Source organism: Variovorax sp. LjRoot290 (assembly GCF_964253985.1).
GTDB lineage: Bacteria > Pseudomonadota > Gammaproteobacteria > Burkholderiales > Burkholderiaceae_C > Variovorax.
This window is the reverse complement of record NZ_CAXURW020000003.1, coordinates 332,315-350,876: the sequence shown is the minus strand read 5'-3', so window position 1 is coordinate 350,876 and position 18,562 is coordinate 332,315. Positions and strand designations below refer to the sequence as shown.

24 protein-coding genes are annotated in these 18,562 nt (G+C 63.4%); 16 read left to right on the top strand and 8 right to left on the bottom strand.

Annotated features, from left to right (window positions below; translation table 11 throughout):
* Nucleotides 1–39: 39 nt before the first annotated feature.
* Nucleotides 40–588, bottom strand: coding sequence for a hypothetical protein (locus ACSQ9A_RS39200; protein WP_436308073.1), 549 nt, complete (start codon nucleotides 586–588; stop codon nucleotides 40–42).
* A gap of 12 nt (nucleotides 589–600) precedes the next feature.
* On the bottom strand, nucleotides 601–951 hold the full coding sequence (locus tag ACSQ9A_RS39195; protein WP_436308072.1) for a hypothetical protein: 351 nt from the start codon (nucleotides 949–951) through the stop codon (nucleotides 601–603).
* A 311-nt stretch (nucleotides 952–1,262) separates the two neighbouring features.
* Between ACSQ9A_RS39195 and ACSQ9A_RS39190 the strand changes: the two genes are divergently transcribed.
* Complete coding sequence (locus ACSQ9A_RS39190) at nucleotides 1,263–1,541, top strand: GIY-YIG nuclease family protein (protein ID WP_436308071.1); 279 nt, start codon at nucleotides 1,263–1,265, stop codon at nucleotides 1,539–1,541.
* A gap of 427 nt (nucleotides 1,542–1,968) precedes the next feature.
* Nucleotides 1,969–2,541 (top strand): hypothetical protein, encoded by a 573-nt coding sequence (locus ACSQ9A_RS39185; protein ID WP_436308070.1) that lies wholly within the window; start codon nucleotides 1,969–1,971, stop codon nucleotides 2,539–2,541.
* Between the two features lie 47 nt (nucleotides 2,542–2,588).
* Here ACSQ9A_RS39185 and ACSQ9A_RS39180 read toward each other — a convergent pair whose 3' ends face one another.
* The 5 genes from ACSQ9A_RS39180 to ACSQ9A_RS39160 form a co-directional block, all read right to left on the bottom strand.
* A complete protein-coding gene (locus ACSQ9A_RS39180) occupies nucleotides 2,589–3,185 on the bottom strand; it encodes a hypothetical protein (RefSeq protein ID WP_436308069.1) in 597 nt (198 codons plus the stop codon).
* Nucleotides 3,186–3,493: 308 nt separating this feature from the next.
* Complete coding sequence (locus tag ACSQ9A_RS39175; RefSeq protein ID WP_436308068.1) at nucleotides 3,494–3,955, bottom strand: hypothetical protein; 462 nt, start codon at nucleotides 3,953–3,955, stop codon at nucleotides 3,494–3,496.
* A gap of 51 nt (nucleotides 3,956–4,006) precedes the next feature.
* Nucleotides 4,007–4,312 carry a hypothetical protein gene (locus ACSQ9A_RS39170; RefSeq protein WP_436308067.1) on the bottom strand — a complete coding sequence of 102 codons (306 nt, stop codon included), beginning with the start codon at nucleotides 4,310–4,312 and terminating at the stop codon, nucleotides 4,007–4,009.
* 2 nt (nucleotides 4,313–4,314) lie between these two features.
* Nucleotides 4,315–4,704, bottom strand: coding sequence for an HU family DNA-binding protein (locus ACSQ9A_RS39165; protein WP_436308066.1), 390 nt, complete (start codon nucleotides 4,702–4,704; stop codon nucleotides 4,315–4,317).
* Entirely contained in the window at nucleotides 4,701–6,050 is a 1,350-nt protein-coding gene (locus ACSQ9A_RS39160) for a replicative DNA helicase (RefSeq protein ID WP_436308065.1), read from the bottom strand. Before ACSQ9A_RS39160 ends, ACSQ9A_RS39165 begins: the two co-directional genes overlap by 4 nt.
* A 271-nt stretch (nucleotides 6,051–6,321) precedes the next feature.
* Here ACSQ9A_RS39160 and ACSQ9A_RS39155 point away from each other — a divergent pair, with 271 nt between their 5' ends.
* The 12 genes from ACSQ9A_RS39155 (at nucleotide 6,322) to ACSQ9A_RS39100 (ending at nucleotide 16,117) form a co-directional block, all read left to right on the top strand.
* The gene (locus tag ACSQ9A_RS39155) at nucleotides 6,322–7,209 is read left to right on the top strand and encodes a hypothetical protein (protein ID WP_436308064.1); all 888 of its coding nucleotides are present in this window, start codon (nucleotides 6,322–6,324) and stop codon (nucleotides 7,207–7,209) included.
* A complete protein-coding gene (locus tag ACSQ9A_RS39150) occupies nucleotides 7,206–7,811 on the top strand; it encodes a hypothetical protein (protein WP_436308063.1) in 606 nt (201 codons plus the stop codon). The genes ACSQ9A_RS39155 and ACSQ9A_RS39150 overlap by 4 nt, the downstream gene beginning before the upstream one ends.
* A 3-nt stretch (nucleotides 7,812–7,814) precedes the next feature.
* Nucleotides 7,815–8,204 carry a hypothetical protein gene (locus ACSQ9A_RS39145; RefSeq protein WP_436308062.1) on the top strand — a complete coding sequence of 130 codons (390 nt, stop codon included), beginning with the start codon at nucleotides 7,815–7,817 and terminating at the stop codon, nucleotides 8,202–8,204.
* 110 nt (nucleotides 8,205–8,314) lie between these two features.
* Nucleotides 8,315–8,875 carry a DotI/IcmL family type IV secretion protein gene (locus ACSQ9A_RS39140; protein ID WP_436308061.1) on the top strand — a complete coding sequence of 187 codons (561 nt, stop codon included), beginning with the start codon at nucleotides 8,315–8,317 and terminating at the stop codon, nucleotides 8,873–8,875.
* Nucleotides 8,876–8,969: 94 nt separating this feature from the next.
* Entirely contained in the window at nucleotides 8,970–9,212 is a 243-nt protein-coding gene (locus ACSQ9A_RS39135; RefSeq protein ID WP_436308060.1) for a hypothetical protein, read from the top strand.
* Nucleotides 9,213–9,593: 381 nt separating this feature from the next.
* On the top strand, nucleotides 9,594–10,454 hold the full coding sequence (locus ACSQ9A_RS39130) for a DotH/IcmK family type IV secretion protein (RefSeq protein ID WP_436308059.1): 861 nt from the start codon (nucleotides 9,594–9,596) through the stop codon (nucleotides 10,452–10,454).
* A 14-nt stretch (nucleotides 10,455–10,468) separates the two neighbouring features.
* Nucleotides 10,469–11,842, top strand: coding sequence for a DotG/IcmE/VirB10 family protein (locus ACSQ9A_RS39125; protein WP_436308058.1), 1,374 nt, complete (start codon nucleotides 10,469–10,471; stop codon nucleotides 11,840–11,842).
* 89 nt (nucleotides 11,843–11,931) lie between these two features.
* Nucleotides 11,932–12,969 (top strand): hypothetical protein, encoded by a 1,038-nt coding sequence (locus ACSQ9A_RS39120; protein ID WP_436308057.1) that lies wholly within the window; start codon nucleotides 11,932–11,934, stop codon nucleotides 12,967–12,969.
* An 11-nt stretch (nucleotides 12,970–12,980) separates the two neighbouring features.
* Nucleotides 12,981–13,475 (top strand): hypothetical protein, encoded by a 495-nt coding sequence (locus ACSQ9A_RS39115; RefSeq protein ID WP_436308056.1) that lies wholly within the window; start codon nucleotides 12,981–12,983, stop codon nucleotides 13,473–13,475.
* A 78-nt stretch (nucleotides 13,476–13,553) separates the two neighbouring features.
* Nucleotides 13,554–13,961 carry a DUF6750 family protein gene (locus tag ACSQ9A_RS39110; protein ID WP_436308055.1) on the top strand — a complete coding sequence of 136 codons (408 nt, stop codon included), beginning with the start codon at nucleotides 13,554–13,556 and terminating at the stop codon, nucleotides 13,959–13,961.
* A gap of 177 nt (nucleotides 13,962–14,138) precedes the next feature.
* Nucleotides 14,139–14,834: a hypothetical protein gene (locus tag ACSQ9A_RS39105; protein ID WP_436308054.1), complete on the top strand. Its 696-nt coding sequence runs from the start codon at nucleotides 14,139–14,141 to the stop codon at nucleotides 14,832–14,834.
* A 20-nt stretch (nucleotides 14,835–14,854) separates the two neighbouring features.
* A complete protein-coding gene (locus ACSQ9A_RS39100) occupies nucleotides 14,855–16,117 on the top strand; it encodes a hypothetical protein (protein WP_436308053.1) in 1,263 nt (420 codons plus the stop codon).
* A gap of 14 nt (nucleotides 16,118–16,131) precedes the next feature.
* Here ACSQ9A_RS39100 and ACSQ9A_RS39095 read toward each other — a convergent pair whose 3' ends face one another.
* Nucleotides 16,132–17,178, bottom strand: a complete 1,047-nt coding sequence (locus ACSQ9A_RS39095) for an RNA-guided endonuclease InsQ/TnpB family protein (protein ID WP_436308052.1) — start codon at nucleotides 17,176–17,178, stop codon at nucleotides 16,132–16,134.
* A 28-nt stretch (nucleotides 17,179–17,206) separates the two neighbouring features.
* Between ACSQ9A_RS39095 and tnpA the strand changes: the two genes are divergently transcribed.
* Entirely contained in the window at nucleotides 17,207–17,623 is a 417-nt protein-coding gene (gene tnpA, locus ACSQ9A_RS39090) for an IS200/IS605 family transposase (protein ID WP_436308051.1), read from the top strand.
* Between the two features lie 64 nt (nucleotides 17,624–17,687).
* Nucleotides 17,688–18,512 carry a hypothetical protein gene (locus ACSQ9A_RS39085; RefSeq protein ID WP_436308050.1) on the top strand — a complete coding sequence of 275 codons (825 nt, stop codon included), beginning with the start codon at nucleotides 17,688–17,690 and terminating at the stop codon, nucleotides 18,510–18,512.
* Nucleotides 18,513–18,562 lie beyond the last annotated feature (50 nt).

Sequence of the window (18,562 nt, the reverse complement as noted above, 5' to 3'; positions counted from 1 at the left end):
ATCCGTACAGCCGGGCCCTAAGCCGACCTCCAGATTTCTCTAGAGCAGCCGCTCGTTCCAATCTCGTAAAAGCTCCGCGTCGATGCGAAGCATCACCAAGCCGCCGCGATTCGGGTTGCTCACGCGCCACCAAGAACCGTCATGTCCCTCGTAGTAGCCCATCAGGTGCTCACCGTCTCGCTGCCCGAGGTAAGGCGAAGGATGTCGGTCGGAAATACGAGATGGGTCAACCTGTCGCAGGTGATGACGAATCAGCCACTGCACTCGGTAGTAGTCAAGGATGCATCTCTCGTCAGGCGACGGCGGTAGCTGCGGCTCCTCAAGCCGAGCAAGGCGCTCGGCCGCCGACGGAGGAAGAGTTCCATCGTCGACATAGGTAAAAAACCCAGCCCAGCTCCGCGGTGCGGGCCACGAAGTCTGATAGACGCTACGTTCGCCTGAGGGAAGTGCTCGATAGAAGGCAAGCCAGCGTTGCATATACGGCTCGCCGTGGCCCATGCGCCAACCGGCGCTACCCATCGGAATATCGGGAAATTCAACCCAAGGCGGATTCATAGCGCGTGATGAAGGTCTGGTGATGGCCGGCAAGCGCTGTACGCCCTACTGCCAAAACTTCCAGGACGGCTTTGAGACCTGAGGGGCCTTCTCAGGCCGCTTGTAGTTCGCATTGAACTTCCACGTTCCCCCTTCCTGATAGAACTCGACAGTCGATTCCAACCAAGCGTCGCCGTGCTCCTGAAAGACCGCCCAGTACTGCTCGCAGAGCTGCGCTAAGCCTTGAGAGATGTTCGCCCTTTCGTTCGACTTGTCGTTTTTGAGGCCGTAGTTGATGCGATGACCATCGCACTCAATCGTAAGCACGCCCCGGGTCCACGACTCGGGCGAACAGCGAATCGCCTCATGCAGAAGTGCCGTGAGAGCGTCGTTGTATTTGTCTAGCTTGTCCGCCATGCTTCGATTTCCACGAGGTGGGGTGTTGGTTGCTATCGACTGAATCTAGCTGCCGCCCGGGCCGGTCGAGCTATCAGAGCGCTGAAAGCCGCGTGCGACGTGACGAAGTTCCGCTTTCCGCCAGATTGGGCGCGAGCTCCGACCGTCCGGTTCTGGCCGACATGAGTCATCGGTCGGCGCGCGCCTCAGGAGTGCTCCCGCTGCAACTGAGACACTCGTGACCACCTGCGGCAGGCAACTGAAAAGATGATGATCCGGAGCCCGGCTACTGCAATTTGACTGAAAACTTGAATGATTGACTGAAAAGTTCGATGAGTTCCTACACCTGGTGTCTGTATCTGCTCGAATGCAAGGGTGGAGTCATGTATGCGGGCATCACAAATCGGCTCGCTGAGCGTTTCGCAGCTCACCTGGCCGGAAAGGGCGCCAAGTTCACGCGTGCGAATCCACCGCTGCGAATCCTGGGCGCGAAGCCCTTCGCAGATCGTTCTGAGGCCTCCCGGGCCGAGTACGCGATCAAGAGGTTGCCTCGTAACCGCAAGCTTGCGTTCCTGGCTGCGGCCGTACCTCTCTGCGCCGCCGCGGCATAGCGGCGAGGCGGGACAATTGGGCGATGAAAACCTGGACACTTGGGAAGAAGATCGCGGTGGGCGTCGCGTGAGCGGCCGAGCCGCCGGCGCATCCGTTGGGGTAGGGCGGTGGGCAGGCGGCTCGGCCGCTCACGCGACGATCAGGCGCTTGAGCGTTCTCTGGCCGAACGTCATGGAGATGCCCCAGGACGACCGAGCTTTGCTCGCCTGGCTGTCCATCAAGTGCGAGCTCCTTCGCCAGCCAGAAAACGAAGGCTCAACCGTTCGATGCCTGCGCCAGGCAGCCGCCAGCGACACTGCCAGCGAAGCGTTCCAAGCTCCGGCCGCGCAGCTCGAGCACCTGCTTCGCAAGGCGCAACGTGTGCCTGGCGCTTAGATCGGTCCTGCGGACGCGATCGACAATCATTGGAATCGAGGAGGGAAGTACATGACGAAAACCCAGGCATCAGGCAAGAAACCTGTGAGATCGAACCCGTCCCAGCCGAAAGGGCCCAAGGCGGCGGACTCCTCCTCGCGTACGGCCCTCTGGGCGGGCGCAGGGGCGCTACTTCTCGTCGTTGCCGTCGGCCTGTTCGTCTATATGGCGAACAAGCGCGGCGCGGAGATTGCCGCGGAGCGGGCCAAGGTCGAGCAGGCGGTCGCAGCGGGGAAGCTTGTCAAGGCGTTCAAAGCGTCGAGGACTCCGCTCGTCATGAAGGATGGCTCTCGCGAGCTGCTCGAGGGCGCTACGTCCGTTCTGCTCTCAACGAAAGCGGTTGCTGGAGAGCCGGCAACCTGGTTCGCACTGGGGCGCACGAGCGGTGGCGTCTACTTCGGACAGCGCTTCGGACAGGGCCCGGGTGGGGCGATGAAGCCGCTCGCCGAGGCGCATGAAGTCTCTTCGGACGTCGCGCTCGGCGAGCTCCGTTCGCAAATCGCTGCCAGCGGTGCCGAAGGGGCGGACGCCCAGGCATTTCTGCGAGCGGTGAGCTCCGGGCATCCCGTCGCTGTAAGCCGCTGAGCCGCTGCCACATGCTCTGGGCAACACGGACTTGAGTTCTCGGTTCGTCAGCGGCACTTCTCGCGAAGCTTCTCCACGACGCTGTCCTTGCTGAGCAGGTAGTCGTCGATGTACAGCCTGCCGTCTCGACCGTTGTCGTACAGCACGTCTTTCATGCCGTATCCCGAAAGATCGCCGTAGATGCCGTCGCCCTGACTCGGATCGTGACCTCCATACCATTCGAGAAGGTAGTAGCCCTGTGGACCGTCCGCCACGAAATAGTCACAGCTCCGAGCGCGCAGCGCGACGGTGATCGGGGCCCTTGTTGCTTGCCGGCTCTCCCGCGCCCTGTCGCCGTTCTTCATTCCTTCGAAAGGTGCGGATCTGCGAGGCGCTGGCTGCATGGCCACTACGCCGACGGTTTTGCCTTGGATCAACATTTTTCCCTGCCCAGGGCAGATGGTGACGCTGGGGTAATAGGCATAGAGGTATTCGTAGGATCCCACGACCTCGAAGAGGGCACCCTGCGCCGTGCGAAAGACCTCGCCGTGATTGCCCATCAACGGGCTTGGTGACATTACGGAAGTCGTGAAGCACGCCTGCGCGTTCGCTGCTCCGCATACAAGCAATAGAGCCGACGCCAAGATTGATTTCAGGCGAGTCACACGATCGCTCTACGGTTGAATTGGTCCGGTGCAGTGTCTGCTGCCGATCCTGCATTCTGACGCAGCCTTGCTCTGGCCGGGACGAGACTGCCCTCACGAGTGCGATGTCCCTGGGCCAGGCGGCTCCGGTCAGGACGATGTCATGAGCTTAGGCGAGAGAATGGCGCCACCATCGGCCGCGATGGCGCTCCCTACGACGCTTTGACTGGCGGAGCTGGTGTCGCCGCGGACCACTGATCGCACGAGCTGTATCAGCTTCTGCGGGTCGAGGAAGCGCCCCGGCTGGCAAAGGCCCGGGTGAAGCGCGCTCAACCAGACCGGCCGGGTGATGATCGCCTTGGCGTTCTTGGTGCGGTAGGCGATGTAGATCCAGTGGCCCGCCAGGCGCGGGCATGGGTCTTCGTCTCGTGGAAGGCAGCAACCGTCATGCTGATTGCCGCCGCCACCTCGGGAGCCGCAGCGTTCGCTTGAGCAGCACCGCACATGCAGATCGCCCTTCCAGCGACATCCGCCAGGTTGAGGGAGCCGTGGGTGAGGATGGAGTCCTGATCCTCCAGAATGGATCGAGACGCCGCGAGGATCCTGGCTGCGTCGATAGTGTTCGTCGCGCCGGCGCCGAACCAGCCATTCGCGACGTCGACGACGTAGATGAAGGAGTGGTTGCCCGACAGATTCGCGGTCTGCCCGGAAGTCAGGGGGTCCACGCGGATGGTCCAGCCGGGATTGATTGCGCTCGTTACGTCCTGCCAGAATTGCTGTTCGTGTTTCATCTGGTCAAGATAGCGGCCAGGTGCCGAGCCGCGCAAGGTGCGTATGCAGATTCAGCTTCGGAACGGCGTTGGCCCGCCCGCGAGCACATAGCCCGCAACGACGAGCCCGACCACGAACGCGACGATTGTCCAGAGGTAGGCGTCGGTGAGCCGGTCGCCTAGGTCGTCGAGATCTGTTCGGAAGAAGTTCATGACCGACCGCCGGAATCCGAGCGACAGCGCCATTCCCAGGCCGGCCGCAACGGCCATCCTCGTTGCGTCCGCAGGCCTGTTGATCCCGGCCAGGGAGAACGTCCAGAGCCAGCCGGCGCCGATCAGCAGCAGCTCCGTGCGTGTTTTGATGGTTCCGAAGGTCATGGCTACTTCATCCTGTGCACTGAGGTCGCGCCGGGCTGGGCGCGCTTGCGCGCGCGCGGGGGCGGCCCTTCTTCGGCAGTTTTGACCGGGGCCTTCGGCTTCCGGGGCTTGATGGGGTGGAACGTGACCTTTTCGCCGCCCGGGATCAGATCGATGCTGCCAGTGCGAGGGTTGTGCCGCCGGCGTGCGGCGTACTCGGTTCGCTTGAACGTTCCGATTCCCTGCACCCAGCACTCTCCGTTGACCATCGCGCTGCTGACGACGCGGTTCATGAGGTTAAAGAAGAACGCGACGCTGAACTCCGGCGAGATGTTGAGCAGCTCGGCCTCCTTCCGAACCACGGCGTTCGCGCTGTAGCGCAGGCGTCGCTTGCGAGGCGTCGGCGCCGTCATTGCAGGTGGTCCTCGTACAGCGACGATGCCAACTGGTGGGCAAGCTTGACGGTACCCGTCGCGCCTTCGCGCTGCTTGGCCACGATCACTTCGGTAATTCCGGGCTCAGGTGTTTCGGGGTTGTAGACCTCGTCGCGGTACAGAAACATGATCACGTCAGCGTCCTGCTCGATCTGACCGGATTCCTTCAGGTCCGACATCATGGGCCGTTTGTTCGCGCGCTGCTCGACTGTCCGGCTGAGCTGCGCGAGGGCGATCACGGGGCATTTCAGTTCGCGAGCCAGCAGCTTCAGGCCCTTCGAGGCCTCGCCCACGATCACGCGGGCGTCGGTGCCGGGCTTGGCCGCGGCGCTGGCGGCGATCAACTGCAGGTAGTCGACGCCAATGATCAGTTTCTTTCCTGGATTCTGTGCCTTGAAGAGGCGGGCGCGTGTGCGGATCTCCGCCAGCGATAGGCCTGGAGACTCGTCAATGAAGATGGCCTGGTTGCCCAGTTTTTGCGCTGCCTCGTAGATCGAGTCGAGACGCTCGCCCAACTGCTCGGCGCTCGTGAAGACCGAACCCGGTATGCGGCCTGCACGCGAGATCATGCGCTTGGCCATCGAGGTGCCGCGCATTTCCATCGAGAAGAGGAGGGCGGCGCGGCCCGCATCCGCTGCGCCCAGCATGAAGTTGACCTCGATCGCGGTCTTGCCCATCGAGGGGCGCGCGGCCAGGACGATCAGATCTTCGTCAACGAACCCACCGCCCAGCAGATTGTCCAGGCGCGGGAAGCTGGTGGTCACAGCGGATTCCACTTCGTGCCCGTCGAGTCGACGCTCGATCTGCTCGAGAAGGACCGAGATGTAGCCAGCCACGTGTTCAGGGCCGGACCGCGAGGACTTTGACGACGTGCGCGCATTCCCCGCTGCGTCTTCCAGCATGGTCGTGAGCGCCTCGACAGACGTCTGTCCGAGTGCGGCCTTCTCTACCACTAGCTTGGCCGATGCGAGAACCGTGCGCGTCACGCTCAGCTCCTTGATGCGGGTCGCGGCGGCCTGAATGGCTTCGACGCTCGCAGTCAGGTAGGTCGGATTGGTCGCGAGATTGATCAGGTAGTCCTCGCCGCCCGTGAACAGGTTGTGCGTGCGCGAGGCGTCCACCAAGGCGGCAAGGTCGCGAGCGTGGCCGGCCTGGCCGAGGGTCTGCCAAAGGCGAAACAGGTTGACGTGGATTTCCTCGCCGAAGTCCTGCGCGTTCAGGATTGCTGAGATCTGCCCGGAAAGGTCGTCGCGCCCGTCTTGCATGACGGAGCACAGCACGGTGCGTTCGCTGATCTGCGATACGAGCGGGTCATTCGCGGCCACCGGAGCCACTGCTGCCTCATTGGCTGCCTCATTGGAGGTCTGTTGGTGTTGCGCACGTGGGAAGCCAAAAGGTGCGTTTGTTGCTGACATCGAAAGTTTTCTTCCTCAACTTTTTGAAACCGAAACCTAAAGATTCTGTTTTTCGAAAAACTGACCTTACGGATCGCGTTTCGTGTTGATATTCTGGAGACAACTTGCAGCAACCGTCAATGTAAAAGCAAAAAGATTCTCGGATTGCACCGGAACGGACTAACATCGCGGACGAAAAAATATGATCAATTCGCTCACACACTCAGCGCTCGATATCCGATGGATGACAGAGGCCATGTGGTTCCACTCGGACGATGCTTCGGTCGTCCGGGCTGGAGTGCTCCTTCTCGAAGCAGCGTTTCGATCGACACAGCCGGCGACGCTTCCGGGTGACCCGCTGATCCTCTCGCGTTTGAGCGGGTTGAGCGCAAATGTTTGGGCTGAGAAGGGGCGTTCCGTGCTCCAGGGCTTCGACGAGGTGGAGGGCGGCGCTTGGCGCCACCGCGCGATGGCCGAGTTGTTCGACGCCGTGAACGACCGGTTCGGCGGCCAAATCCAGGAACTCGTTGGATCGTCGGTTCTGGCGAGCCTGGCTGTGGAAGAGTTCCCCCTCGTCGGCGAGATCAAGCCGGCAGGTCGAAGCAAGGGGAAGCGTGCACTTGCCAAGGACTTCCAGTTCAACGACGCGCTCCTCAAGAAGGCGGAGGCTGCGGGCTATATCACTGACGAACACAAGGCTTGGCTGCTGGAGAAGTTCAAGGACTTCGCCACTTCGAGCACGCGCCTCTATTCGAACTGGGACGCGACGGCGAGAAACTTCTTCTCGAGCTCGATCACGCAGCGTGACTTCCTGACCTGCTTCGGATACTGGCCGCGGGACAGTCGCGCGCGGCTCACGCCTGCCCAGGGCGCGCCGGCACCGGTGCGCTCCGGTCCGCAGTCGTTCGAATCTGCAGCGCTGAACGGAAGCAAATCCTCCGTGGACCGCGTGCTCGCGAAGCGGTTCGGTACTCAGAACGAGGTGCAGGACGCGGAGGCAAAGCCGGTCACACGGGCGGCGCCAGGCGGTTTTCCTCCTCGCGGGTTCGGATTCAGCCGCGGCGCCGGCGCGCCGGGAGCTGCAGCATGAGCCGACCGCAAGCCGAGATGACCGCCCAGGAGGAGATCGCCAGCGTCCTCGAAACGGCCGTTCAGGCTTGCGCCGCGTGCCGTCACGAACTCAACGACCTGGAGGTCACTGCGTGGCTTGCCGCGATCGAGGCGTTTGGACCCACCGCGACCACGAAGTTCTTGCTGAACTGGGTCTCGACCAACAGCCGTAAGGCGCCGACTGTCGCGGATCTGCGCAAGGCGCTCGACCCCACGTTCGTCGAGGAGGAGACGGCCCTGGAGCGCCTCTACCTCCTGGTGTCCCGCGTTGGACCGTACGACGCCCCGAATCTGGATGCGACGGGCCCGATGCTCTGCCGCGCGATCGAGAACATGGGTGGATGGGCTCGCGTGAACGAGATCATGCCGGACCGTGGAGATCGTTTCGCCTGGAGCGCGTTCGCCGACAGGTTTGCGACCGCTTTCGGGACGGCCCGCACCCAGGAGTTCCAGGACTCGCTGTTGCCCCCCGACCGCCGCACCGCGCTGCCGTCGCCCAAGGGGATCCACCAGATCAGCGTGAGGTCCGCGCATACCGATGGCGACCTTCTCCTCACGGATGGCACTGCGCCACGAGGCTGAGTGATGGACATTAGGACCCTGAACCCTATGGGCTCGGACGCGCTCGCGCTGGCCGACGTGATCGCCCCGCAGATGACCGCGACGCTCACAAGGATCGCCGAACGGGTCGGAATCGCCGTCGCCGGAATGTCGGTTGCGGTCCTCGTCGCTGTCGTTTGGGCGGTGCAACTCGACTACGAGGTGGTCGCCGTCACGCCAGGCGGGGCCATGGTTCCGTTGATCCAGCTCGACAAGAAGAACGAACGGGCGCAGCGGGCACTTCTCGCGGCAAATGCGCCGGCCGCCCAGGCTAGTCCCGAGGCGGCTGGTGCTGACAAGACGGGGACGTCAAACCCGAGCCCCGGTAAGGCTTCCCCAAACGCAACGACCCCCAAACGATCGACCCACGAATGAGTACAGCAGCATTGAAGAAAGCCGTGGCCACAAAGGCAGCGGCAGTGACCGGAGCGTCTGCCAGCTCGGGCGGAAGCGCTGCGGCCCAAGTCGCCAAGCTCACGCGCCTGGTGTTCTGGCTCGGCATCTCGGTGGTTGCGCTTGCGATCGCCATGGTCATCGCCATCGTTTTCATCACACGCACCCATCGCGAGGTCATTGCCGCGACGAACGATGGGCGCGTGGTCCCCGTGATCCCACTCGACAAGCCCTATGTGAGCGATGCGCGGGTGCTCGGCTATGTCGACGAGTGCGCCCGTATGGTCTTCAGCCACGACTTCCTGCACTGGCGCACCACGCTCCAAGGCTCGAAAACCTGCTTCACCGAGAAGGGCGGTGATGCCGTGGAGGAAGCGTTGGCGCCATGGGTACAGGACATCGTAGACCGTGAACTGACGATGTCCGTGAGCCTGGCGGACACCCCCGTGATCGCCAAGCGAGGCGAGTTCAACGGGGCATTCGCATGGCGCGTGCAGGCTCCGATCTCACTGTTTCGTCGGGGTACGAAGGTGAAGGACACGCCGCGACCCTTCCTGCTGCATGTGGTGGTGCGTCGCGTCGGTCTGGATCAGAACCCGCGCGGCATAGCAATCGACAGCCTGCAGCTCGTTCCGGACGGATCAAGAAGCTAGCAGGGGTTAACCGGCGATGGGCCGTACCCACAACCAACCTATTTTTCAAGCAAAGAGCAAGAGGCGAGAAGCAATGAGCGCGAATCAACCCCAAATGAACATCGACCCGGAAGCGATCGGAATGGCTTCTGCCACGGTCGAGATGGACGCCCTGGAGGCGAAGTACCCCGACTGGATGGCAACCTACAACGAAGTGCTTCCCGACTCTCTGGCCACCCGCGCCGAGCTTTCAGAGCTGTGGGCGACCGCGCCGACTCCTTTCGCGCAAGGCCTCATCTACGGCAAGTTCGCCATGCGGCTCGAGATCGCCGCGCACACCGGTATCCCATTCGTCTAATTTGCGCCACGCCGTTCTGAGGCTGTGAATGATCAAAGTATTAGTTTGCAGCACAATACTAATATGAACGAAAAAAGCGATGCCGCCACGCTGTCGAAAACGCGAGCGGCCCTCTGTCTCCGGCCGCGAACGGCTGCGGCCGCCGTGGTGTTTCTCGGCTGCGTTGTGGCCAGCGCGGTCCACGCACAGGGCGTAGCCCGCGTCTCCAATCCGGCGGCACCAGGCGGCCCAGCGCTGTCGCAGCAGGCCCAAGGGCCCGCGCCCGCTGGCGCGCTACCTCAGAACGGTCCGTCTCCACTCGGAGCGCCTGGGGCAGCAGCGTTGCCCTCGCCGGCCACTCCGCCCACGCAGGCCAGCGCCGCCGCCATGCCGACACCCTACGTGGCGACTTCGCAGGCGGTGCTCGACAAGGTCGCCCCGCTCACACCCAAAGAGATCGTGAATCTGCGCAAGCAGATAGATGAGCGCAAGGACGCCTTCACGGAGAACATCACAGGTCGCCCGCCGGCGCGTCCGACGAGTACTCAGACCACGATTGACCTCTCGCCAGGAGGCACGCCGCCGATGTTGCGCGTGTCAATGCGTCAAGGCGCAACGATCATGTTCGTGGATGCGGCTGGCCGTCCTTGGCCCGTCGAAGCCGCAGACAACTTCAACGATGCCGGCTATGCGGTCTCGCAGATGGCGGAGCATGTCTTCTCCGTGGGCATGAAGCAGCCGCAGATCGGCAACATCGCCTTCAAGCTCAAGGACATCGCACGTCCGGTCACCGTGACCGTGATGCCGGCGCAGGATTCGACGGACTACAACCTTGACCTCGTGGTGCCCAAGTTCGTGGGGGGCGTGCCGCCAACGGCCATGGCAAGCGCCGCACCGGCGCCGTCGCACATGTCCGATGAGCTCATGGCCTATCTGTACCGCACGCCACCGCGCGAGGCGCGTCGCCTCACCATCGGTGGCAGTGGTACCGACGAGATCATGGCGTGGCAGATCACGCCCACAAGCATGGCCGTTCGCACGTCCGCCCAGATTCTTTCGCCCGCATGGATGCGCCGACAAGGCTCGTCCGATGGCGTTTTCGTCTATCAGCTGCCGATCACCCCCGTGGTCGTTATCTCGCAGGGCGGCGAGCTGCGCAATGTGGCGCTCGGTGGCATCAGCGTCGAGCCGGCCGGCTCGAACGCGACCTCAGTTTCAGGAGCCATGTTGTCGAGCGCGCGGCTTCAAGGATCCACCAAGTGACGGCAGAAGCGCACATGAACGACGAGCAACAGCAACACGGCCCCAGCGGGCCCGAGTTCGACGGAACGGACAGCCACGAGATTGCAGCTGAGCCCGCCGAGGGCGGAAAGGGTTCGCGCCTGGATCCGGGCGCCAAGCGAGTGATCAAATGGGTCGCGGTCGCCTTCGGCGTTGCGTTCGTTGCCGTCGTAGGCCTCGTTCTGATGGCGACCGGCAGGAAGGACCAGAGCGCCAACGTCGCGCTGCCGGCGCGCACCACTGGCACGCAGGCGGATGTCGTGCAAACCGACTACGAGAAGGGCCGCCTCGCGGAGCTTCAGCGCCAGAAGGCGGAGGAGAGCAAGAACAAGGGTGGCGTGTACGTGCCGCCGCCGGCGGGCGCGCCTGAGTCCCAGGACAAGCTCGCAGGCGCTCTGGGCCCCGGGGCAGGTTCGTATCAAACGTACGTGACCCCGCCTCAAGTTGCCGTTCAGCCCGGCACCTACCAGGATCCCGCCCGTCAACAGGCTATTCAGGAGGGTCTGAATCGCCAGCTGGGACAGCTTCTCGCGGACACTCCCTCGGGGGCTGCCATCGTTCGTGTGCAAGGCTTCGAAGACAAGAAGGCAGCTGCAGCGCAGATTCCTCAGGCCGGCGGGCAGGGCGTTGCCGCGACCAACGTCGCGTCCGAAGATCTGGACCTTCCTGGCCCGCTCACGATCCAGGTCGCCCGGACCACCTCGCCGATCGATACCGCGAAGTCTCCTTACGTCTCTGCTGAGATCGTGGGCGGCAAGTTCGCGGGCGCGTTCCTGAAGGGAACCGCTGTCCTGAATCAAGGCGAGGGCCTCCAGGTCACCTTCACCGACATCCGCTTCAACGGAAAGGTTGCGAAGATCAATGCCGTTGCGCTGGACGAACAGACGTCGGCTGACGCTCTGGCCGGCAACATCGACCGCCACATCCTCTCGAAGTACGTGCTGCCGATCACGTTCGCCACGGTGAGCGGCGCGGCCGGCGCTATCGCACAACGCAGTTCGCAGGTGGTAACCAACGGGCTCACCTCGTCGGTGGTGGTTCCAGAAGCCACGAATCGTCAAGCCGCCGCGGCGGGCCTCTCTTCGGCCACCCAGATCGGGCAGCAGGTCGTGCAGAGCCTTGCGCAGCAGCCGAACACGGTGACGCTGGCTGCGAACACCACCATCGGGATCCTCTTCAACACGGTGCAGACGCCGACCTCCTCCGCAGGTGGTGGCCAGCAGCAGACGCAGCAGCAACAGCAGCGCGCCCCGCAGGTGGTTTACGTGCCACCTCAGCAAGTGCCCTCGGTCAACTTGAGCACTGGCATGAACTACGGCACGTTTGCCCCGACGGTGACCCCGATGAACCAAGTGCAGGTGCGCTACTGATGAGCAATCACGAACACGAGCGCGACGAACGCGCGGGCGAGCCGTCGCTCGAAGACGCGTTGTGGGGCGCCGAGGGTGGGGGCGAATCCTTGGTCCACGACGCCGACGAGCCGGGCTTCGACAACCGAGAGGCGCGCGATACCCTGAGCGAGTCTCTCGATGACCCGATCGATGTGGACCCGAAGGAGGGGCTCGAGGGCGAGGCGGCTCCGACGAAGAAGTCGACCATGCCGTTCTACGCCGCTGTCGGTGCGTTCGCGGTCGTCGCTTTGGGCTTGGTCGGCTACAAGTCCGGCTTGATCGGTGGCTCGGCGCGCAAGCCCATCGAGCCGACGGTTGCGATGGCCATGGCCGAAACCCCGAAGAAGCCTGATTCGCTGATGGGTGCGACTGGTGCCAGCACCGGCGGACGCCCCGATCTGCTTGGAGGCGACGCAAAGCCGCGGTCGGACTTCGATGTCGAGGCAGACCTTCTGTCCGGGAAGGGGCCTGGCTCAGGGTCGGCACCATCTGCCGCTGCGGCTCCGGTCGTGGCAGTGGTAGAGCCCGCGAAGCCGGAGCCGGTTGTCCAGGCTGCCGCAGTTCCTGCGCCTGCGCCAGCGCCAACGCCAGCAGCTCCTGCCGTCGTGGAAAAGCAGAAGCCAGTCGCCCCGCGAGTCGAAGTCGCCAAGTCGGAGCCTGTGACGCCCGCGGCCGCGGCGCCGGTGCGGCCGGCACGCACCGAAACGAGTGAAGCTGGCGCGGCAGCGGCCAATGCAGCACCTGGGGCCGCCAAGCCCACGCGCATCGCGGCCGCGCGCGACGGAGTTCCGCGAACGAAAGTCGCAGTTGCGCGCAGCGTGGCGGCAAAGCCCGTCCGCGTTGCCGAGGTTCGGAAGCCTTCAAAAGGCAAGCGCGCCAGCCAGGTCGTCAAGGACGCGACACCCGAGTCAACAGAGGTGCTGGCCGGCTGGAAACTGCGAGGAACCTGGCCAACCCATGGCCCGAGTCAGTTCGCCTGGATCGCGGACGAGAACGGCCGTCTCTCAACGGTGTCCGTGGGCACGCGCGTTTCGGGCGCGCGGGTCGTGTCGATCGGCAAGCGCGGTGAAGTGGTGCAGACCACCGCCGGCCAGATTCTTCCCTGAGTCGCTGAGCCATGCCAGACTTCGCCGCATTCCTGAACGAGTTCGCTGCGCTCGGCAAAGCGTTCGTTCCGCTCGTCTATTGGGGCGCGCTTCTCGTCGGGGTCTTCTTCACTGGTTCCGCGCTGCTCAAGATTGCCAAGATGGGGCACGACTCTCCGGGTGGGAAGCCCCCAACCTGGGCCGGCGTCGGTGGCAACCTGCTCGTGACCGTCGGCTGCACGATGCTCTCGGCGTGGGTGGATTCCTTCACCAAAGACTTCGGAGGTCTTGGCGAGGGCGTGGCCTCGCAGATGGCATACATGCGCGACGCGAGCTCGGGCTCCCTGAAGCCCTTGTGGAACGCCATCTACGCCTGGCTCTTCCTGCTCGGCATATGCGCGATCTTTCGCGCCTTTCTTCTCTTCAACCGCGCCGCTCAAGGCGATGCCCAAGAGGGCGACGGCTTCTGGCGCGGGTTCTGGCACATCGTCGGCGGGGCGATTCTTTTGAACATCGCCTCCCATTGAGCCGCCCGCCTTCAGTTTTTTGATTTTCCCCCAACCCGTTCATTCACCACCACCCATCACCAGTCCCGAGGAGCTATCTTGAAAAAGCTGATTTCCAATCTGAACGTCCGCATCGCCGTGGGCCTTGCCAACACGAACGGCTTCGGCCGCAATGTGGCTGTCGCGGTTGCCACCTCCGTTCTCGCGAGCCAGGCCTTCGCGCTCGATGCGAACACCTCGGTGCAGGGCCTGATCAATCTGTTCAAGTCCGGCGTCCAGCTGTTCCAGTGGGCCATGGTCCTTGCGGGCATGGCATCGATCTGCTACGGCCTGCTGAAGTGGAAGAAGAAGGGCCAGGACAACGGTGGCGACCAGGTCGAGGCTCGACAGATCTGGATGCCCATCGCAGCAGGCGCCGCGATGATCTGTATCTGGGCGATCGTGGAGTTCGCAGTGACTGCAGCTGGCGGCAACACTTCCGACATAGGTAGGGTCCAGAGTTTTTAGGACCGAGTTTTCTGCGAATTTAAATCCGCAGAAAACTACTGCTACAACGGATAAACTGTAGTAGCGCGTAGCGAGTTCCTCGCACTCTTCGGAGTGCACCATGCTGGTCGACGTCGGGGAGGGCATTCGCTCTCCTGGCGGTCGGCCATTTTTGTGCGCGAAGTGGCAACCTAGAACATGTTCAAGCTGATCCCTGGTATCAAACGCAGCGTCTTTCGAGACAACGACCCGCGCGCTACGCAAGCCGATGCGGTCTTCGTCGCGCGCCGCCCCCAGGTGCTTGAGAAGTCCAAGTACACGTGCCAGGGGTGTCTGTACCGTTCGATGCAGACCCCGAAGAAGCCGACGAAGCTGCAGGTCCATCACCAGGACGATGACCACCACAACAACGACGACAGCAACCTCGCGCCGATCTGCGGCCTCTGCCATGGGTATCCGCACCTGGGCTGCAAGACGACGTCTACCGGCGGCGGTGGAGGCCTGGCGTCAGACGCGCAGCTCGCGGCGATCCCCGAGTTGTCTGCGGCCGACCTGAACAACCTTCTGCGCGCGATCGGCGCGGCAATGGCCGACCCGAACGAGGCAGCGGCAGCCAAGCAGATCTACGAGATGCTCTGTGAGCGCGTGCGGCCCGTGCGCGCAGCCTTCGGCACGTCTCACGCGCTGGATTTCGCCGGCGCCATGTCGAAGCTGAACTCGATCGACTATGCGAACCGCGGCGACGCCGTGTTCGACCTGCGCCTCGTGTGGAAAGCCGACGTCCTGAAGAGGGCGGGCGCTGACATGCTCGAGGATCACCCATCGATGAAACCGAGCTCCTGGGCCGCCTCGTACGGCGACCTGGTGGACGAAGCGCTGGCCGCGCAGGTCTGAAGCGCAGAGAGAAGCTCGACATGGCAATCATCACTTCCCGTCCAGGTTCGCACCGGAACGCCACCCCCACCGAGGAGGAGCTGCCCACGGCCGTGGGCACCGCGCCGGACTTCGGCGTCGCTCACTTCGACCTTCAGGACGTGACCTCGGGCGGCGTGTGCTACTCGACCAAGGGCGGCTTTCGGCGCTTCCAGTCTGGTGGCGACCTCATGAACCTGATCTGGGTGACGAACCTGGACATGGTGCCGAAGCAACTGCCGAGCCTGCGCTCGAACAAGTTCCTTCAGACCAAGCTCACGACGCTCGCCGAGGATCTCGGCGTCGAGCTCACCGGCTTCAAGCAGGTGAACGGCGTCGACAAGGGCGGGATGGTGGACGTCGCCCGCGTGCTGAACCACACCCGCGACCTGGTCGTCGCGGCCTATCCGTGGAAGGCTCCTGATCGCGAGTGGAACAAGCCCCGTCTGAGCGAGTGCATTTCCGAGCTGTTGCCCTCGGTGGAGCGACCGGTGCCCCAGATCGAGGTGGCGCTGCGCGGGGCGTACCAGTCCTGGAGCAGCCCACAGATGCAGCAGAAGATGATGTACGACCGTGGATCTCGGATGATCTACTTCCGTCGCAATCGTCTCCAGCACGCATTGGACATCATGCGCACGCCGCTTCCGGCGAACGGCTGGTCTATCGCATCGACCTCGCTCGACAGCCTTCTGGACCCTGGGCAGCCGACCTTGGCCGAAGTGGCCATCGAATGGCGCCATGCAGATGCCGACCTGGTGTCGCTCATTGCGTTCGGCGCAGACGCCTCGAACACCCTGATCCGGCGGTGGGTCTCCCAGATCGAGCTGACGTGGCTTCTGCAGTACGCCCGCATCACCGTCCTGTCCGCGTACGCGGCGAACGCGGCCGCGCAGCTTCCTCCCCAGCTTCAACTGCCGAACGTGATCGCCGGCGACCCGGTCTACCAGCTTTCGATCCCTCACGGGCTTGTCGCGGAGGCGCACTGGGCCGGCCTGGCCAGGCCCGTCTACAACCGGGTGAAGCGGCAAGCCGAGATCACAGCGACATCCGTCTGGTATCGCGCCATGGATCGCGCAATCTCGTTCCAGATGGCCCTCGCGGCCAAGGAGCTGGGCGGCAACGTCACGGGCTATGGCTCGGGTGGGGTGCAAGTGCGCCTCGAAAATCTTTCTGTACAGCAGCTACTCGAAGTGTCCGATGCAGTCGGAGCCAGCCACCCGTGCCTGGCTTCGGAGATCGTGGGCCGGGAGAGGGGGGACACTTGACATCCTCCCACACCCTAAAGGGCGAGGATTCCCTCTGCAGGGGTTCCATGTCCGGAACCGCGCAACAGGATATTGCGGGCTGCGTTCACGTCGCGATCGTGCTCCGCGCCGCAACCACAAATCCAGTTGCGCTCATTCAGTCCTGCACGCCCTTTCGGGCCGGCGATCACGCCACATGCGTTGCAGGTCTGGGTACTCCACGCTTCGTTCACTTCCTCGTAACACGCGCCATTCGCAATCGACTTGTACGCGAGCATTTGACGGAAGGACGACCAGGATGCGTCGTTGACGCTTTTCGCCATCTTGGTCTTGGCGAGCTTCTTGGACGACACATTGCCGACCGCGATGTAATCGAACTGTCCGACGATGCGCGTCGACAGCTTGTGCAGGAAGTCGCGCCGCGCGTTTGCGATCTGAGCGTGGACATTGGCGGCTTGGCGCTTCTTGTTTGCGCGCTGCGCGATGCCAAGCGCTTCTTCGAGGCGGCGGAAGTGACGTGGGTTGTCGATCACCTCACCTGTGGACATGGTCGCAAAGGACTTCAGGCCCAGGTCGATTCCCACGCCGGTGGCGATCTCACGCGGCGCAACGTCGGGCAATTCGATGCAGACGTTCAAGAACCAGTTGCCACGCGCATCGCGCGAGAAGTTCGTGCCGTCCTTGATCTTTGCGCTGACCGGAAGGTCGCGGCTCTTGAACACCTTGAACTCGCGTCCGTGGAAATGGAAGCCGTTGGGCGTTTCCTTCACGTCACGGCCCTTCATCGGCACCCAGCCGAGGGACTTCTTTCCGCGCCAGCGCAGGTAGGGACGCTTGAACTGGCTGCGGGACTTGGCGTATTGCTCGCAGACGGCGTTGACGGTTCCGGAGTGCAAGCCGAGCTCCTTGCTGCTGCCGGCCGTCAACTTGTTGAGATCGAACCCCGATGGCCAGCGCTTAGACCACTTGAGCGCATGCCTCTGCGTCTCGTTGCAGAAATTGAAGACGTAGTTCACCGCTCGGGCCTGCTTGTTCAGCAGCCCGGCAAGGGACTTGACCCTATAGCGGTAGATGACCATCATGTGCCTAATTCTATATTGGTCTGCACCTATGTCCGAAGTGAAGCCGCGCAGGGAAAGACATTCAGTCTCCCGACTTGTAGTGCATTTGGTCTGCGTCACGAAGTACAGGCGCAAGTTGTTCGACGCGAAAGCGTTGGGCTGGCTGCAGCTGCACTTCGCCAAGGTGTGCAAGACGATGCAGGCCAACCTACTGGCCTGCGACGGAGAGGCCGACCATGTGCATCTTCTGATCGAGTACCCGCCGAAGCACTCGGTGTCGGTGCTGGTCAACGCACTCAAGGGGACGTCCAGCAGGTTGCTGCGTGTGGAGCGCCCCGACATTGCCGAGCGCTATTGGAAGGGCGTGCTGTGGTCGCCGTCGTACTTCGCGGTCAGTGCAGGCGGGGCACCGCTCGAAGCCATCAAGCAGTACGTCGAGAACCAGCGCGCCAGTTCAACCCCTTGAACGGCTCCTTCGGAGCCGCCATCTACCTCCGCGGCCTGCAGGCCGGGGTATCACGGGAGTTCTGATGAACGACACGATGACCATTCGCGAGTCTCGACTCGCGGATACTTTCGCTAAAGCGCCCGCCGCGGCTGGCCCTGACTTCATCAACTGGCTGACGATGTGGTCTCAGAGTGGCGTGCGCGAGGAGGGCGGTCCGAGGAAGCCCTTCGCGTTCGTTCCGTTCAAGGAGCGCCAGAAGCGCGACATCCTGGACGAGGACAACACGCACCCCATGCGCAGGATGCTGTCACATCATCCAGGCGCTCCCATGGCGTTCGCCGAGATTTGCCGGCAGCCGTCGGCATTCCTGCGCTTGCGCGCGCTGATCGAATACCTGAAGGTCCAGTCCGATCGACCCTCGGTGACGAACGCGAGCGACGAAGGATCTGTGACGGCCTACGTGAGCCCTCTGCACATCAACGAAGTGATGCGTGGATTCGACATCGAGGATTCCGACGAGGCTGAACAGGAGATCACGCGCCTGCGCGCGATCGCGCGGGAGCGGGTGATGCAGGACCTGTTCGGGATTGCGGGCTCGACCTCCGAAGAGGCGTTCACCGCGGCGGCGGGCACCTGGCTGCGGAAGGAGTACACGCGGCGCCAGGCGGCCGAGAAGCAGCTGCGCGGGGGCGCGGCGGCCGCGTCGTCGTCCAGTACCGCCGGTTCGAGCCGTGAGCGGGCGAACGACCAGGCGATTGCCCTTCCCACTGAGCGGCCGGGGCACCTCGCTTTCCGCGGGGCGCCGACCCCGGAAGACCGGCAACCCAGCGAAGCAGCGGCGGCGAGCGCAGGCCCTCCTGCTGCTGAGCGACCGCTTGGCTTCGGCTTCCGGCGGCCTGCTGGCTGACGGGCATTGCTCGAGAAGTTCCAAACCTTCCACGCGCACCAAGCGCACCA

Coding starts and splice junctions, on each gene's coding strand:
- ACSQ9A_RS39195 (WP_436308072.1), bottom strand. CDS start 951: ATGGCGGACAAGCTAGACAAATACAACGACGCTCTCACGGCACTTCTG.
- ACSQ9A_RS39190 (WP_436308071.1), top strand. CDS start 1,263: ATGAGTTCCTACACCTGGTGTCTGTATCTGCTCGAATGCAAGGGTGGA.
- ACSQ9A_RS39185 (WP_436308070.1), top strand. CDS start 1,969: ATGACGAAAACCCAGGCATCAGGCAAGAAACCTGTGAGATCGAACCCG.
- ACSQ9A_RS39175 (WP_436308068.1), bottom strand. CDS start 3,955: ATGAAACACGAACAGCAATTCTGGCAGGACGTAACGAGCGCAATCAAT.
- ACSQ9A_RS39170 (WP_436308067.1), bottom strand. CDS start 4,312: ATGACCTTCGGAACCATCAAAACACGCACGGAGCTGCTGCTGATCGGC.
- ACSQ9A_RS39165 (WP_436308066.1), bottom strand. CDS start 4,704: ATGACGGCGCCGACGCCTCGCAAGCGACGCCTGCGCTACAGCGCGAAC.
- ACSQ9A_RS39155 (WP_436308064.1), top strand. CDS start 6,322: ATGATCAATTCGCTCACACACTCAGCGCTCGATATCCGATGGATGACA.
- ACSQ9A_RS39150 (WP_436308063.1), top strand. CDS start 7,206: ATGAGCCGACCGCAAGCCGAGATGACCGCCCAGGAGGAGATCGCCAGC.
- ACSQ9A_RS39145 (WP_436308062.1), top strand. CDS start 7,815: ATGGACATTAGGACCCTGAACCCTATGGGCTCGGACGCGCTCGCGCTG.
- ACSQ9A_RS39135 (WP_436308060.1), top strand. CDS start 8,970: ATGAACATCGACCCGGAAGCGATCGGAATGGCTTCTGCCACGGTCGAG.
- ACSQ9A_RS39125 (WP_436308058.1), top strand. CDS start 10,469: ATGAACGACGAGCAACAGCAACACGGCCCCAGCGGGCCCGAGTTCGAC.
- ACSQ9A_RS39115 (WP_436308056.1), top strand. CDS start 12,981: ATGCCAGACTTCGCCGCATTCCTGAACGAGTTCGCTGCGCTCGGCAAA.
- ACSQ9A_RS39105 (WP_436308054.1), top strand. CDS start 14,139: ATGTTCAAGCTGATCCCTGGTATCAAACGCAGCGTCTTTCGAGACAAC.
- ACSQ9A_RS39100 (WP_436308053.1), top strand. CDS start 14,855: ATGGCAATCATCACTTCCCGTCCAGGTTCGCACCGGAACGCCACCCCC.
- ACSQ9A_RS39095 (WP_436308052.1), bottom strand. CDS start 17,178: ATGATGGTCATCTACCGCTATAGGGTCAAGTCCCTTGCCGGGCTGCTG.
- tnpA (WP_436308051.1), top strand. CDS start 17,207: ATGTCCGAAGTGAAGCCGCGCAGGGAAAGACATTCAGTCTCCCGACTT.
- ACSQ9A_RS39085 (WP_436308050.1), top strand. CDS start 17,688: ATGAACGACACGATGACCATTCGCGAGTCTCGACTCGCGGATACTTTC.